Origin of the sequence: Chryseobacterium sp. Leaf201, from assembly GCF_001421435.1 — a bacterium.
Taxonomy (GTDB): Bacteria; Bacteroidota; Bacteroidia; order Flavobacteriales; family Weeksellaceae; genus Chryseobacterium.
Map to the genome: position 1 here is coordinate 72,544 of NZ_LMKA01000090.1, position 12,838 is coordinate 85,381.

12 protein-coding genes are annotated in these 12,838 nt (G+C 40.7%); 10 read left to right on the forward strand and 2 right to left on the reverse strand.

The annotated features are described in order from the left end of the window. Positions 1-64 precede the first annotated feature (64 nt). Both rpoC and ASE55_RS13865 read left to right on the forward strand, forming a co-directional pair. Positions 65-4,330, forward strand: a complete 4,266-nt coding sequence (rpoC, locus tag ASE55_RS13860; protein ID WP_056220721.1) for a DNA-directed RNA polymerase subunit beta' — start codon at positions 65-67, stop codon at positions 4,328-4,330. Between the two features lie 87 nt (positions 4,331-4,417). Continuing rightward, positions 4,418-4,726, forward strand: coding sequence for a DUF3467 domain-containing protein (locus ASE55_RS13865; RefSeq protein WP_056220723.1), 309 nt, complete (start codon positions 4,418-4,420; stop codon positions 4,724-4,726). An 82-nt stretch (positions 4,727-4,808) separates the two neighbouring features. Here ASE55_RS13865 and ASE55_RS20545 read toward each other — a convergent pair whose 3' ends face one another. Next, positions 4,809-5,774, reverse strand: coding sequence for an EcsC family protein (locus ASE55_RS20545; RefSeq protein ID WP_317041559.1), 966 nt, complete (start codon positions 5,772-5,774; stop codon positions 4,809-4,811). A gap of 381 nt (positions 5,775-6,155) precedes the next feature. Here ASE55_RS20545 and ASE55_RS13875 point away from each other — a divergent pair, with 381 nt between their 5' ends. The 7 genes from ASE55_RS13875 to ASE55_RS13905 all read left to right on the forward strand — a co-directional run bounded on the left by ASE55_RS13875 (position 6,156) and on the right by ASE55_RS13905 (position 11,363). Next, the gene (locus ASE55_RS13875; protein ID WP_056220726.1) at positions 6,156-6,806 is read left to right on the forward strand and encodes a Crp/Fnr family transcriptional regulator; all 651 of its coding nucleotides are present in this window, start codon (positions 6,156-6,158) and stop codon (positions 6,804-6,806) included. A gap of 121 nt (positions 6,807-6,927) precedes the next feature. Continuing rightward, complete coding sequence (locus ASE55_RS13880; RefSeq protein WP_056220730.1) at positions 6,928-7,773, forward strand: DUF5777 family beta-barrel protein; 846 nt, start codon at positions 6,928-6,930, stop codon at positions 7,771-7,773. Between the two features lie 2 nt (positions 7,774-7,775). Next, positions 7,776-8,114 (forward strand): c-type cytochrome, encoded by a 339-nt coding sequence (locus ASE55_RS13885; RefSeq protein ID WP_238585055.1) that lies wholly within the window; start codon positions 7,776-7,778, stop codon positions 8,112-8,114. Between the two features lie 7 nt (positions 8,115-8,121). After that, on the forward strand, positions 8,122-8,667 hold the full coding sequence (locus ASE55_RS13890; RefSeq protein ID WP_056220830.1) for a YceI family protein: 546 nt from the start codon (positions 8,122-8,124) through the stop codon (positions 8,665-8,667). Between the two features lie 32 nt (positions 8,668-8,699). Further along, entirely contained in the window at positions 8,700-9,191 is a 492-nt protein-coding gene (locus tag ASE55_RS13895; RefSeq protein WP_238585056.1) for an ankyrin repeat domain-containing protein, read from the forward strand. Positions 9,192-9,194: 3 nt separating this feature from the next. After that, positions 9,195-9,938 (forward strand): T9SS type A sorting domain-containing protein, encoded by a 744-nt coding sequence (locus tag ASE55_RS13900; RefSeq protein ID WP_056220737.1) that lies wholly within the window; start codon positions 9,195-9,197, stop codon positions 9,936-9,938. 141 nt (positions 9,939-10,079) lie between these two features. Then, positions 10,080-11,363 carry an ectonucleotide pyrophosphatase/phosphodiesterase gene (locus tag ASE55_RS13905; protein ID WP_056220740.1) on the forward strand — a complete coding sequence of 428 codons (1,284 nt, stop codon included), beginning with the start codon at positions 10,080-10,082 and terminating at the stop codon, positions 11,361-11,363. 105 nt (positions 11,364-11,468) lie between these two features. Here ASE55_RS13905 and ASE55_RS13910 read toward each other — a convergent pair whose 3' ends face one another. Beyond that, the gene (locus ASE55_RS13910) at positions 11,469-12,359 is read right to left on the reverse strand and encodes an NAD(P)H-binding protein (RefSeq protein WP_056220743.1); all 891 of its coding nucleotides are present in this window, start codon (positions 12,357-12,359) and stop codon (positions 11,469-11,471) included. A gap of 82 nt (positions 12,360-12,441) precedes the next feature. Here ASE55_RS13910 and ASE55_RS13915 point away from each other — a divergent pair, with 82 nt between their 5' ends. Further along, entirely contained in the window at positions 12,442-12,804 is a 363-nt protein-coding gene (locus ASE55_RS13915; RefSeq protein ID WP_056220746.1) for a winged helix-turn-helix transcriptional regulator, read from the forward strand. The last annotated feature ends 34 nt before the right edge of the window (positions 12,805-12,838 follow it).

The window sequence follows — 12,838 nt, forward strand, 5'->3', positions numbered from 1 at the left end:
AATTTTGAATCGGTTCAGAATTCTATAATCCGGAATTTATAATCCAAAATCTAAAATCTAAAAAATGTCAAATAAAAATAAATCAAGTAGATTTAATAAAATAACCATCGGTTTAGCTTCTCCGGAGTCCATTTTACAGGACTCAAGAGGAGAGGTTTTAAAGCCGGAAACCATTAACTACAGAACGCACAAGCCTGAAAGGGACGGTCTGTTCTGTGAAAAGATCTTCGGTCCTATCAAAGATTACGAATGTGCTTGTGGTAAATACAAGAGAATCCGTTATAAAGGGATCGTTTGTGACCGTTGTGGAGTGGAAGTTACCGAGAAGAAAGTACGAAGAGAAAGAATCGGGCACATTAACCTGGTTGTTCCTATCGCACACATCTGGTATTTCCGTTCACTGCCGAATAAAATCGGATATCTTTTAGGGATCCCTTCCAAGAAATTGGATATGATCATCTATTACGAAAGATATGTGGTGATTCAGCAGGGGATTGCTAAGAAATTAGACGGTTCCGACTTCGATAACATGGAATTCCTGACAGAAGAGGAATACCTTGATATCATGGAGACACTTCCGGTTGAGAACCAGTATCTGGATGATTCCGATCCGAATAAATTCATCGCCAAAATGGGTGCTGAAGCGGTAGAGGAATTATTGAAGAGAATTGACCTTGATGCCCTGTCTTTCGATTTAAGACACAAAGCACACAACGAAGGTTCAAAACAGAGAAGAACCGAGGCTTTAAAAAGACTGAACGTTGTAGAAGCATTGAGAGGTGCCAATACAAGAATGATCAATAAGCCGGAGTGGATGATTATGCGTGTGCTTCCTGTTATACCGCCGGAATTGAGACCATTGGTTCCGTTGGATGGAGGACGTTTCGCAACTTCCGATTTAAATGACCTTTACAGAAGGGTAATTATCAGAAATAACCGTTTGAAGAGACTCTTGGAGATCAAAGCTCCTGAAGTAATCTTAAGAAACGAGAAGCGTATGCTTCAGGAATCAGTAGATTCATTATTCGATAATACAAGAAAATCTTCTGCTGTAAAATCTGAATCCAACAGACCGTTGAAATCACTTTCAGATTCATTGAAAGGTAAGCAGGGTCGTTTCCGTCAGAACTTACTGGGGAAAAGGGTAGATTACTCGGCGCGTTCGGTAATTGTTGTAGGACCAAACTTACAGCTTCACGAATGCGGTATCCCTAAAGATATGGCTGCTGAGCTTTACAAACCGTTTATCATCAGAAAACTGATTGAAAGAGGAATTGTAAAAACAGTAAAATCTGCAAAGAGAATTATCGACAGGAAAGAACCTGTAGTATATGATATCCTTGAAAACGTGATGAAAGGCCACCCTGTTCTTCTGAACAGAGCACCTACGCTTCACAGATTGGGGATCCAGGCATTCCAGCCTAAAATGATCGAAGGTAAGGCAATCCAGCTTCACCCGTTGGTAACAACGGCCTTCAATGCCGATTTTGATGGTGACCAGATGGCGGTACATTTACCGTTAGGCCCTGAAGCAATCCTTGAAGCGCAGTTACTGATGTTGGGTTCTCAGAACATCCTGAACCCGGCAAACGGTTCTCCTATTACCGTACCTTCTCAGGACATGGTTCTTGGTCTTTATTTCATGACCAAAGAATTGAGCTCTACGGAAGATATGAAAGTAAAAGGCGAAGGTCTTGTATTCTATTCTCCTGAAGAGGCGGAAATCGCTTATGCTGAAGGCAGAGTTTCTTTAAATGCTAAAGTAAGATGCAGGCTTCCGGTAAAAGAAGAAGGAGAAATTGTTACCAGACTGATCGAAACTTCTGTAGGAAGAATCCTGTTTAACCAGATTGTTCCTAAACAGTCAGGATATATCAATGAGCTTCTAACGAAGAAATCATTAAGAAACATTATCGGTAGAGTACTGGATGATACAGACTTCCCTACAACAGTGAAGTTCCTGGATGCCATGAAAGATTTAGGGTATTCAAACGCATTCAAAGGAGGTCTTTCCTTCTCATTAGGAGACATTGTGGTTCCTGTTGAGAAAAAGAAAATGATCGCAACATCTATCGAAACGGTTGACGAGATCAGAGCCAACTATAACATGGGTCTTATTACCGATACCGAGCGTTATAACCAGGTAATCGACGTTTGGACAAACACCAACGCAGGATTAACTGAAATGATCATGAGCAGAATGAAAGTTGACCAGGGTGGATTCAATTCTGTATACATGATGCTTGATTCCGGAGCAAGGGGTTCTAAGGAACAGATCCGTCAGTTATCAGGGATGAGAGGTTTGATGGCAAAACCGCAGAAAGCCGGGTCTACCGGTGCGGAGATCATTGAAAACCCGATTCTTGCAAACTTTAAAGAAGGTCTTTCCATCTTAGAATACTTTATCTCTACCCACGGTGCCCGTAAAGGTCTTGCGGATACCGCTCTTAAGACGGCCGATGCCGGTTACTTAACGAGAAGACTGGTAGACGTTGCACAGGATGTTATCGTTACAGAAGCAGACTGCGGAACATTAAGAGGTACAGAAGTAACGGCCCTTAAGAAAAATGACGAGATTGTTGAAAGAATCTCCGAAAGAATCTTGGGTAGGGTTTCTCTTCATAATATCTATGATCCTGAAAGTGATGAATTAATCACTGAAGCCGATCAGGTAATTAACGAAGTATTAGCCAAGAGAATTGAAGAAGCGGCACTGGAATCGGTTGAAGTTCGTTCACCGTTGACCTGTGAAGCTAAGAAAGGAATCTGTGCAAAATGCTACGGTAGAAACTTAGCCACCGGTAAAGTAATCCACATGGGTGAAGCCGTAGGGGTTATTGCAGCACAGTCCATCGGGGAACCGGGAACTCAGCTTACGTTGAGAACCTTCCACCAGGGGGGTACTGCAGGTAACGTATCAGAAAACCCATCCATCGTTGCAAGAAGAGACGGTATTGTTGAAATGGACGAAGTAAGAACCATTACTTCTGAAGACGAAAGTGGAAATACGGCTGAAGTAGTGGTTTCCCGTTCTACGGAATTCAGATTGGTGGCGGATAACGAATCCAGAACACCGTTGATGATTGCCAACGTACCTTACGGATCCATCCTGGCTGTAAAACCGGGTGATAAAGTAAGCAAAGGAGATGTAATCTGTAGATGGGATCCGTATAACGCGGTTATCATTGCAGAAACTGCCGGTAAGGTAGAATATGAAGACATCATCCAGGGTATTTCATTCCAGCTGGAGATTGACGAACAGACCGGATTTGAAGAGAAAGTAATCTCTGAATCCAGAAACAAGAAAGCCGTACCTACTTTAAAAGTGGTAGATTCTAAAGGAGTTGAGCAGAAAGCATACAACTTACCGGTAGGAGCCCACTTAATGGTAAACGATGGTGAGAAAATTAAGGCTGGTAAAGTCTTGATCAAAATCCCGAGAAAATCTGCAAAAGCAGGGGATATCACCGGAGGTCTTCCGAGAGTTACCGAATTGTTCGAAGCAAGAAACCCTTCAAACCCTGCAGTGGTTACAGAAATCGACGGGGTGGTTTCTTACGGAAAAATCAAGAGAGGTAACCGTGAATTGATCGTGGAAGCTAAAACCGGAGAAAGAAAAATTTACCTGGTTAAATTATCCAACCAGATCCTGGTTCAGGAGAATGACTTCGTAAGAGCCGGTTCACCGCTTTCAGACGGATCCATCACGCCGGATGATATCTTAAGAATCAAAGGTCCAACTGCGGTTCAGGAATATCTGGTAAATGAAATTCAGGAAGTTTACCGTCTTCAGGGGGTAAAAATTGATGATAAGCACTTCGAAATCATCGTAAGACAGATGATGACCAAAGTATCTATCGTTGACGGAGGTGATACTCAGTTCCTTGAAGGAGCCCTTGAACATAAATATGACTTCCTGGAGGAAAACAACAGGGTGTTCGGACTTAAAGTGGTAATGGAAGCCGGAGATTCTAAAGTCTTCAAACCGGGACAGATGATTACGGCAAGAGAATTAAGAGACGAAAACTCTAAGCTGAAGCGTGAAGATCAGGCTTTGGTGGAAGTAAGAGAAGCGCTTCCGGCTACTGCAACACCTGTTCTTCAGGGGATTACAAGAGCCGCTCTTCAGACGAAATCATTCATGTCTGCAGCATCGTTCCAGGAAACTACCAAGGTTCTTAACGAAGCTGCCGTGGCAGGTAAGGTTGATGAACTGAATGGTCTTAAAGAAAACGTAATTGTAGGACACAGAATTCCTGCAGGTACAGGTCTTAAAGAATATCAGAATGTGATCGTAGGTTCTAAAAAAGAATTCGAAGATCTTAACTAAAATTAATAATTTGAAATTTGGGGTTTGAATTTATTTTTATATTTTCACAATCTCAAATTTCATTTTCAAAAAAATATAATTTATACAATGGACAACCAGAATCAAAACAACGATCCAAACAACATCAACATCCAACTGAACGAGATGGTAGCATCAGGAGTTTACTGTAACCTTGCGTTAGTAAACCACTCTCCGTCTGAGTTTGTAGTAGATTTCATCCAGTTAATGCCGGGTGTACAGCAGGCTAACGTGCGTTCAAGAGTAATTCTTGCTCCGCTTCATGCTAAAAGAGTACTTACTGCTCTTCAACAGAACATTGCTAACTACGAGCAGCAGTTCGGAGAAATCAAGGAAGTTGAGCCTTTCGTTTTAGGAGGGAACAATGTAAATGCTTAAGATTTTTCTTACATAAATAAGAATGCCTCAGTGAAAACTGAGGCATTTTTTTGTTGATATTAATAAAGAGTATAATATGGTACTATACTTTTTCTTCATTAGTTTCTTTAGAATTAATCAGCTCTTCAAGATCTTCTGTCGAAAAACCAATCTGCTTGCCAACGTTTTTTATAAACATTTTTTCAAGGATATGAAACTCGTTATCAATTTTAGCAAATTTCAGTAAGTTCCTGAGCAGTTCCAGTGAATCCTCCGTCTTATCTTGAAAATGCGAATAGTCTACCTCAGTTTTTTCCTTTTCATACACTTTAGAGATCAGGTCAAGCTTTATTTTATCAGGCAGAAAAGAATGGTTAATTTCACTTTCAAACATTTCAATTTCTTCTTCTTTCACAATGCCGTCTACTTTTATAATATTGATGTAAGAATAAAACTTCAATAAATCCAGATTAACAACTTCAGAAAATTCAGCATCTTCGAATTCATTTAAATCGGCTCCGTTTTTCTGATCATTATCTGTTGAAATAAATACTTTTTTAGCAACATTACCGATAAGGTTAGTCCCTATGGCATTTACTGTAGCCCCGACTATTCCTCCGGCTAACGGTACAAATTTTACCAGGTTCAAAATGCCTTTCTGCCCGAACTTTGTTGCCAGCCTGAAGCCTACCATTCTGTTGATCTTAGTCAGTGTTTTTCCGGGTATTGATTTTAAGTAACTGAAAGCCAGTTTACTGCCAATGGCTATTCCACCATCCTTTAAAATATCTTTAACAGGCTCGCCAACGAGGCAGAGATAGACCAATGATTTCACTCTGTCATCATTAATATCATAACCACCGATATGAGCAATGGCTGCAATCATTCTCATATGAATATAAATACCTGTAGAAATATCTGCAGGAATTGAGATAGGCAAAGTGATAAGTCCTCCTAATCCGGTTAAAAACCCCGATGTTGATGTTTTGCTGATTTGCCATCTGATTAATGAATTTATTTTTTCCTCCGGTGTACCGTTTCCTTTTGTATAGGTCTCTGCAAATTTTATAAGAGGATCTGAAAATCAGGGTATTCCGTCTAAAGATTTGTCATAAGCCCAGTCAAGTACTTGTAGCATCTTGTTGGTATTCTCACTTTCAATATTATTTTCCATGTTAAATTTATAATGATTATTAATTAATATTTTTCCTGTATGTTCAATCCTGACCCATATTTATCTCTTCAACTCCTGAAGAAATTTTTTACTACACATGAGTTGCATTTAAACTCAAAAGTAATCACTTTCAGGAACTAATGCTTACGGTAAACCGTAAATGGAAAAATTAATTATAGCTGCGGGCTTATGGTCTGAATAAGTTTAATAGATAAAAAATATACCATATAAATTATTCAATTGTATATCTTTGTTGTTGGAAAGAATACAAAGAATATGGTAAATAATCAATTTATTCTTAATAAATTCGGCTTTTTGGGAGCTGATTTTTTAAATGAGTTTGATCAGCATGCGATGGTTACTGAAATCAAAGCGAAAACTGAAATCGTAAGGGACGGACAGAAAAATAAATTTATTCCTTTTCTGATAAAAGGTTCTGTCAGAGTATTTACTCTGAATGACGGCCGTGAGCTTGTCTACTATTACATAAAAGCCAATGACAGCTGTATGATGACTTTCTCATCCATTTTTACAGACTGTATAAGCCGTGTATACGCTGTTGCCGAGGAAGATTCCGAAGTGATCCTGATCCCTGTTTCCATCGTCCATGCATGGCTCATCCGGTTTCCTGAAATCAACAGGTTATTTTACAGTGAATATGACAGAAGGTTCTCAGATATCATGAATATGGTAAATGATGCCGTTTTTCATAAACTGGACAAAAGGGTTTTAAACTACATCAAACAGCAGATTTCTGCTACCGGAAACCATCCGGTTAAGCTTACGCACAGGGAAATTGCCGGCAATCTCGGAACTTCAAGGGAAGTAGTGAGCCGGGTTCTGAAAAAAATGGAAAATGAAGGAGAGATCGTTCAGACCAAAGAAGGGATTAAAATTCCTGTAAATGAAAATATTAAGCAATATTAATATCCTGTACCGCTTGATTTTAAAGGCCTGACTGGTAAAAATAAGCCGGTCGGTGACTTTTATCACACAATTCTGAGGCGATAAGTGTATAAGTTTGCCATACAATTCTAATGTAAAGTGTATGACAAAAATTCTCTTATTTCTGTCAGTATTTGCTTCAGGCCTGGCGTTCGCGCAGGACGACCTGTTGAAAGATATTGATACGGTTCAGACCGAAAACACCGAAATTTCCCAGCCTGCATTCAAGGCACTCCAGATCGTAACGGGACAATCTACGAAGCTTACGGCAAAAAAAGAATGGTACATCGTAGTGGCGCACCGTTTCGGGGATGTAAGCAGAGGATTCAAGGATTTCTTCGGGTTAGATGATGCCTCTACCAAACTGGGTGTGATCTACGGTGCTACAGACTGGTTTTCCCTAAGCCTTTCCCGGGAAACCAATCTTAAAACTTTTGAAGGCGGTGCCAAATACAGGCTGGTACAGCAAAACGAAAATTTTCCGGTAGATGTAGTCGGCTACAATGTCATGGCCGTCAATACGGAACTCAGCAAAGACAATTATCCGCATCTTCAGTTCGGCGACAGGCTTTCCTATCTTACCCAGGCGCTGATTTCAAGAAGGTTCAGCGATAAGTTTTCCCTGCAGTTTACGCCGTCATATGTTCACAAAAACCTTTACGAACCTGCCGTTGAAGACAAAGACCAGTTTTTTACAGGATTGGGCGGACGGTATAAAATCTCTAAAAGGATTTCCATCAACGCAGAATATTTCGTGAATTTCGACAATCACAGTTTCTATAAAAACCCTCTGTCTTTAGGGATGGATTTAGAAACCGGGGGGCACGTGTTCCAACTTTTGTTTTCCAATTCCCAGCTCAATTCCGATATCGGCTACCTGACGAATGCTACCGGAAAATGGGAGAAAGGACAGATTTTCTTTGGGTTTAACCTTTACAGAGTTTTTTAATTATGAAAAAGTGTATGTATATCATTTCATCAGCTGTTGCATTAATCGCTTGTGAAAGCAGGACCTATGAAGAAATTTCAGACAATACCCCTATCACGGAGCAGGTAACCTATAATAAAGACGTTAAGCCGATTATGGATGCCAACTGTACGATGTGCCATTCTCCGGGACCTCAGGCACTGACGAATTATAATCAGGTAAAAAGCAATATCGACAATATCATAGACAGGATCAACAGGCCGAACGGGGATCCTGCAAAAATGCCTCAAGGCGGAAGCCTGTCTCCGGCACAGATCAACATCATCACCAAATGGAAAGCCGATGGGCTTACCGAAAACTAAAAATAATATGAAAAAGTTAATATTACTCGCCGTTCCGTTGCTGTTCACCCATTTTATTTCTGCACAGAAATATATGACCAAAACAGGAAAAGTATCATTCGAGGCCTCTGTGCCTTTATTTGAAGATGTTTTTGCACAGGATGACAACAACGTTGCTGTGATTAACACAGACAACGGGGACTTCGCTTCAGTATCCGTGGTTAAAAACTTTCATTTCAAAACAAAGCTGATGGAAGAGCATTTCAATGAAAGCTATGCCGAAACAGGGAAATACCCGAAAACTACGTTTAAAGGTAAAATTGTAAATTTTGATAAGTCCAGGCTTTCCGCCAACCCGCAGAAATATACCGTTCAGGGAACCCTGAATTTCCACGGTGTTGAAAAAGCATATACTTCAACAGCTACGATCTCTGCAAAAGACGGAAAGATTTATATGGCCGGAGGATTTGTTGCAAAGGCTGCAGACCATAAAGTGACAATCCCTAAAATGGTGACTAAAAAAGTTGCTGAAAGCGTGAATGTACAATACAATTACGTCCTGGTAAAACAATGAAAAAGCTGATTTTAATAATACCCCTTTTTTTGATGTGCACATTCACAATGGCTCAGGAAAAGGCAAAATCTATTTTTGATCTTGCCCGTACCGGAACTGTGGCTGAAGTGAAGGATCTGATGAAACAGAATCCGGATATCATCAATCAGACGAATGAAAACGGCTTTTCACCGCTTATCCTGGCATGTTACAAAGGCAATGTGGAAGTAGCTGAATTTTTAATGGATCATGTAAAAGATGTCAATTACAAGAGCCAGGAAGGAACTGCGCTGGCCGGGCTCTCTGTAAAATACAATAAAACCCTGACCGAACACCTGTTAAGAAAGAATGCCGACCCCAATATTGCTGATGCCACAGGAACAACCCCTTTATTCTGGGCTGTGAAATTCGGGAATAAAGAACTGACGGAATTATTGCTGAAGCATAAAGCCGATAAATCCATAAAAGATTCCCAGGGCATGACGCCTTTTGAGTACGCGCTTCAGACTAAAAATACGGAAATTATCAACCTCTTAAAAAATTAAAATATGAAAAAACTTTTACTTACATTGTCAACGGCTGCGGCTTCTTTAGTCGGAGCCCAGTTTTCATCAGGAACAGTGAACCTGTCCTCCGCTACCATGACGGTAAAATTGGATACCAACGCAACTACGGCAACGATTACCTTAACCGGCGACAGTAATTCCATGCTGGGGATAGGTTTCGGAAATGTAGGCATGGCCTCAGGATCAGACGGATTTATTTATAACTCTTCTGCCAACAGGGATTATACATTTAACGGATTTGGTAATCCAACCGCTGATGCAGTCCAGAACTGGACACAGACATCAAATACTGTTTCAGGAAGCACAAGAACTGTAGTGGCCACACGGACGCTTGCAGGAGGAGCCGGAGATTTCGCATTGTCCAATGCAGCAGGAAACATCAGTATTTTCTATGCAAGAACTCCGGGGAGCCAGGCATTAGGATATCATTCCGGAAACAGGGGATATGCAACGCTTACTTTGGGGGCTGTTCTGGCAACCGGTGAAGTTGCTGCACAGAAGAACAGAATAGTTGTTTACCCAAATCCTGCTAAAGAAACCATTACTTTCCAGAACGCAGATAAAGTAAAATCTGTTGATATTTATGAATCTACAGGAAGAAAAGTAAAAACAGTAAGCATGGATGGAAAAGAGATCAATGTCTCTGACCTGAAATCCGGAAACTATTACCTGGAAATTACGTTGAAAGACGGGTCTGCTTCTTTTGAGCAGCTGATTAAGGAATAAAAAAGACATAAAAACAAATGGAAGCCGCTGAAAAGCGGCTTTTTTATTAATGATATTCTTAAGCCTACTTTTAATGATTTTTTAACCCGTGAAATTTTTCCTTCCCGGATTCAGCCGGTACCTTTGCAAAAATTTTAAATAATGAAGCAGGGATTGCAATTCTTACTCTTGATTTTTTCGTTGACAGCTTTAGCCCAGAAAGGAAACATGGACACCGCTCAGGTGGTTGTCCCCAACAGATATAACAGCACCGAAGCACAGAAAAAGCCGTATGTCATTATGATTTCTGCGGACGGATTCCGTTATGATTATGCCGAAAAATACCATGCTGAAAACCTTCTGAAGTTCTCTGGTGAAGGCGTCCGTGCAGAAGCCATGCTTCCAGGCTATCCGAGCATTACATTCCCGAACCACTGGACACTGATCACCGGGCTTTATCCCTCGCACCACGGATTGATTGATAATTTCTTTTATGATTACAAGAGGAAGGAAGGGTATGCCATGAGCAACAGGGAAAATGCAGAAGACGGCAGCTGGTACGGCGGAATTCCGCTTTGGGGACTTGCTGAAAAACAGGGGATGGTTGCTGCATCTTTAATGTGGGTAGGTTCTGCAAGCAATGCAGGAGGTTCGAGACCTGCTTATTATTATCCTTATCATGAAAAATTTACACCGTCTGAAAAAGTGGATAAAGTGATCAGTTGGCTGAAGCTGCCAGAAGACAAAAGGCCGCATTTCATTTCACTGTATTTTCCTGAAGTTGACGGAAGCGGGCACCATTTCGGCCCGGATACAAAAGAAACCGAAGAAGCCGTTCATCTGGTGGATGAAGCAATTGGGAATCTGGTTCAGAAGGTAAATGCTTTAGGACTGGAAAATGTAAACTTCATTTTTGTTTCAGATCACGGCATGGTAAAAGTTGACGGCGGGAGCCCGCTGGAAATTCCTGCTTTGCTGTTTGATAAAAACAGGTTTGATTTTTATAATTCACAGACATTATTAAGGGTGCATGTTAAAAATCCTGATAAGGTTAAGCGCGTTTATAAAGAATTGAAAGCAGGTAAAACAGATGATTATGAAGTACATTTAGATAAAAAACTGCCCGGATACCTTCATTTCAGTACAAAAGATGACCGGTATAGCAGGATCGGGCAGATTTTATTGATACCTAAGGCTCCAAAAATATTTTTAGAGAAGGGCAGGAAAACCTCTGTCGGGAAACACGGTTATAATCCAAGGCTCGTTCCTGAAATGAAAGCAACTTTTATGGCCTGGGGTCCTGAATTTAAGAACAATCTGGTTGTTGATGAATTTTCCAATATCCACGTGTATCCTTTAGTCGCTAAAATTTTAGGATTACCCATTAATCATCCCGTTGACGGAAAATTAAAAGTGTTGAAAAAAACACTGAAAGCGAAAAAATAAATTGAAATCAGCTTTGATTAAAACAGTTTCGGCGCACCTTTAGTGCGCCGAAACTTTACCGTAACCATACGGTATACGGTCAGGGCTGAAACTCAAATCTTCATTTTATGAAAGAGAGCTGAATTTCTCCTTAAACTCATCCGCAAAATCTTCCAGCTTTGTCCCTTCAGAAACCGGCGAACCGGCTTGTGTAAAAGCTTGCTGTATAACACCGGTTCGGATTCCCCTTCCCATTTCCTCATACAGCTTAGCCATTTCCTCAGGAAGGCCTGCCTGTACCATGCCTTCATAAGCCTGCGGGTCTGTAAATTCGACCCACGGTAAATCAGGCTTTCCGATCGCTGAGCCTAATACTTTGGCAAAATCTCCGGCTTTACGGTAATCAGTAACCACATAACGGATCTTTTGCTCAGAAGATGGTTTTACCAGTTCTTCCGCGGCAGCTTTTGCAATATCTCCCGGGTGTACCAGAGGGACTTCAACTTCCGGAGAATAGTTTCCGCCGATAATTCCTGCAGTTTTAATCAGGGGAATATCGTTAAAGAAATTAATATAGAAATTCCCGGCTCTTAAAAAGGTGACCGACACATTCTCCAATTCGCTATATAGGTTTTCAATGTGGTGAATTGCCTTTATCGGGCCGTTTTCCACAGGAGATTCAGCGCCGACACTGCTTAACATAACCACTCTTTTCACCGCTGTTTTCCTGACAGCTTCAGCATAGTTATTTCCTGCGCTCACTGTATTTTCAATAATATTTTTTTCACTTATAATCGGCGGGGTCATCAGAAAAACCGAATCGGCACCTTCAAAAGTTTCTGTCAGGAAATGTAAATCCGTAATAGATCCGATTGCCGCTTTAGCTCCCAGCGATTCAATTTCATTTTTTTTATTTTTATTGCTGCTGATCACAGTAATGTCATGGCCTTCCGAAATTAATTGCTGGGCCAGCGGTTTGGCAACGTTCCCTAAAGAACCTGTAATGATGATTTTCATACTAATTATTGTTTATTTACAGGAACAAAGTTATATTTGTACTTACTTTTATACAAGTACTTACCCTAAAGTATGTATTCATATGACGGCAATTAAAGAAAATTCGACCATTCAGGAGAATAAGAAACAGTTATTGGACCAGTGTCCTGTAATGTATGTTATGGAAAGGATTTCCGGTTTCTGGAAACCGATTATCCTGTTTAATCTTTCTACAGGAGAGAAAAGATACAGCGAACTCAAAAGAGCCATTCCTAAAGTGACGGAAAAGATGCTCATTCAGCATTTAAAACAGCTGGAAAATGACGGGCTGATCGTCAGGACTGCAAAACCTGTTGTGCCTCCGTATGTAACCTACAAACTAAGTGATGCAGGCATGAGGCTTTCCCCGGTAATTGATGCAATGGCAGACTGGGCCTATGATGATATGGGACAGAACCGTCAGTAATACAATGATCCTGATATTTCCGGTACCATTAAAT

Excerpts from the sequence above, each read along its gene's own strand:
- rpoC (WP_056220721.1), top strand. The coding sequence starts at position 65 with ATGTCAAATAAAAATAAATCAAGTAGATTTAATAAAATAACCATCGGT.
- ASE55_RS13865 (WP_056220723.1), top strand. The coding sequence starts at position 4,418 with ATGGACAACCAGAATCAAAACAACGATCCAAACAACATCAACATCCAA.
- ASE55_RS13875 (WP_056220726.1), top strand. The coding sequence starts at position 6,156 with ATGGTAAATAATCAATTTATTCTTAATAAATTCGGCTTTTTGGGAGCT.
- ASE55_RS13880 (WP_056220730.1), top strand. The coding sequence starts at position 6,928 with ATGACAAAAATTCTCTTATTTCTGTCAGTATTTGCTTCAGGCCTGGCG.
- ASE55_RS13885 (WP_238585055.1), top strand. The coding sequence starts at position 7,776 with ATGAAAAAGTGTATGTATATCATTTCATCAGCTGTTGCATTAATCGCT.
- ASE55_RS13890 (WP_056220830.1), top strand. The coding sequence starts at position 8,122 with ATGAAAAAGTTAATATTACTCGCCGTTCCGTTGCTGTTCACCCATTTT.
- ASE55_RS13895 (WP_238585056.1), top strand. The coding sequence starts at position 8,700 with ATGTGCACATTCACAATGGCTCAGGAAAAGGCAAAATCTATTTTTGAT.
- ASE55_RS13900 (WP_056220737.1), top strand. The coding sequence starts at position 9,195 with ATGAAAAAACTTTTACTTACATTGTCAACGGCTGCGGCTTCTTTAGTC.
- ASE55_RS13905 (WP_056220740.1), top strand. The coding sequence starts at position 10,080 with ATGAAGCAGGGATTGCAATTCTTACTCTTGATTTTTTCGTTGACAGCT.
- ASE55_RS13910 (WP_056220743.1), bottom strand. The coding sequence starts at position 12,359 with ATGAAAATCATCATTACAGGTTCTTTAGGGAACGTTGCCAAACCGCTG.
- ASE55_RS13915 (WP_056220746.1), top strand. The coding sequence starts at position 12,442 with ATGACGGCAATTAAAGAAAATTCGACCATTCAGGAGAATAAGAAACAG.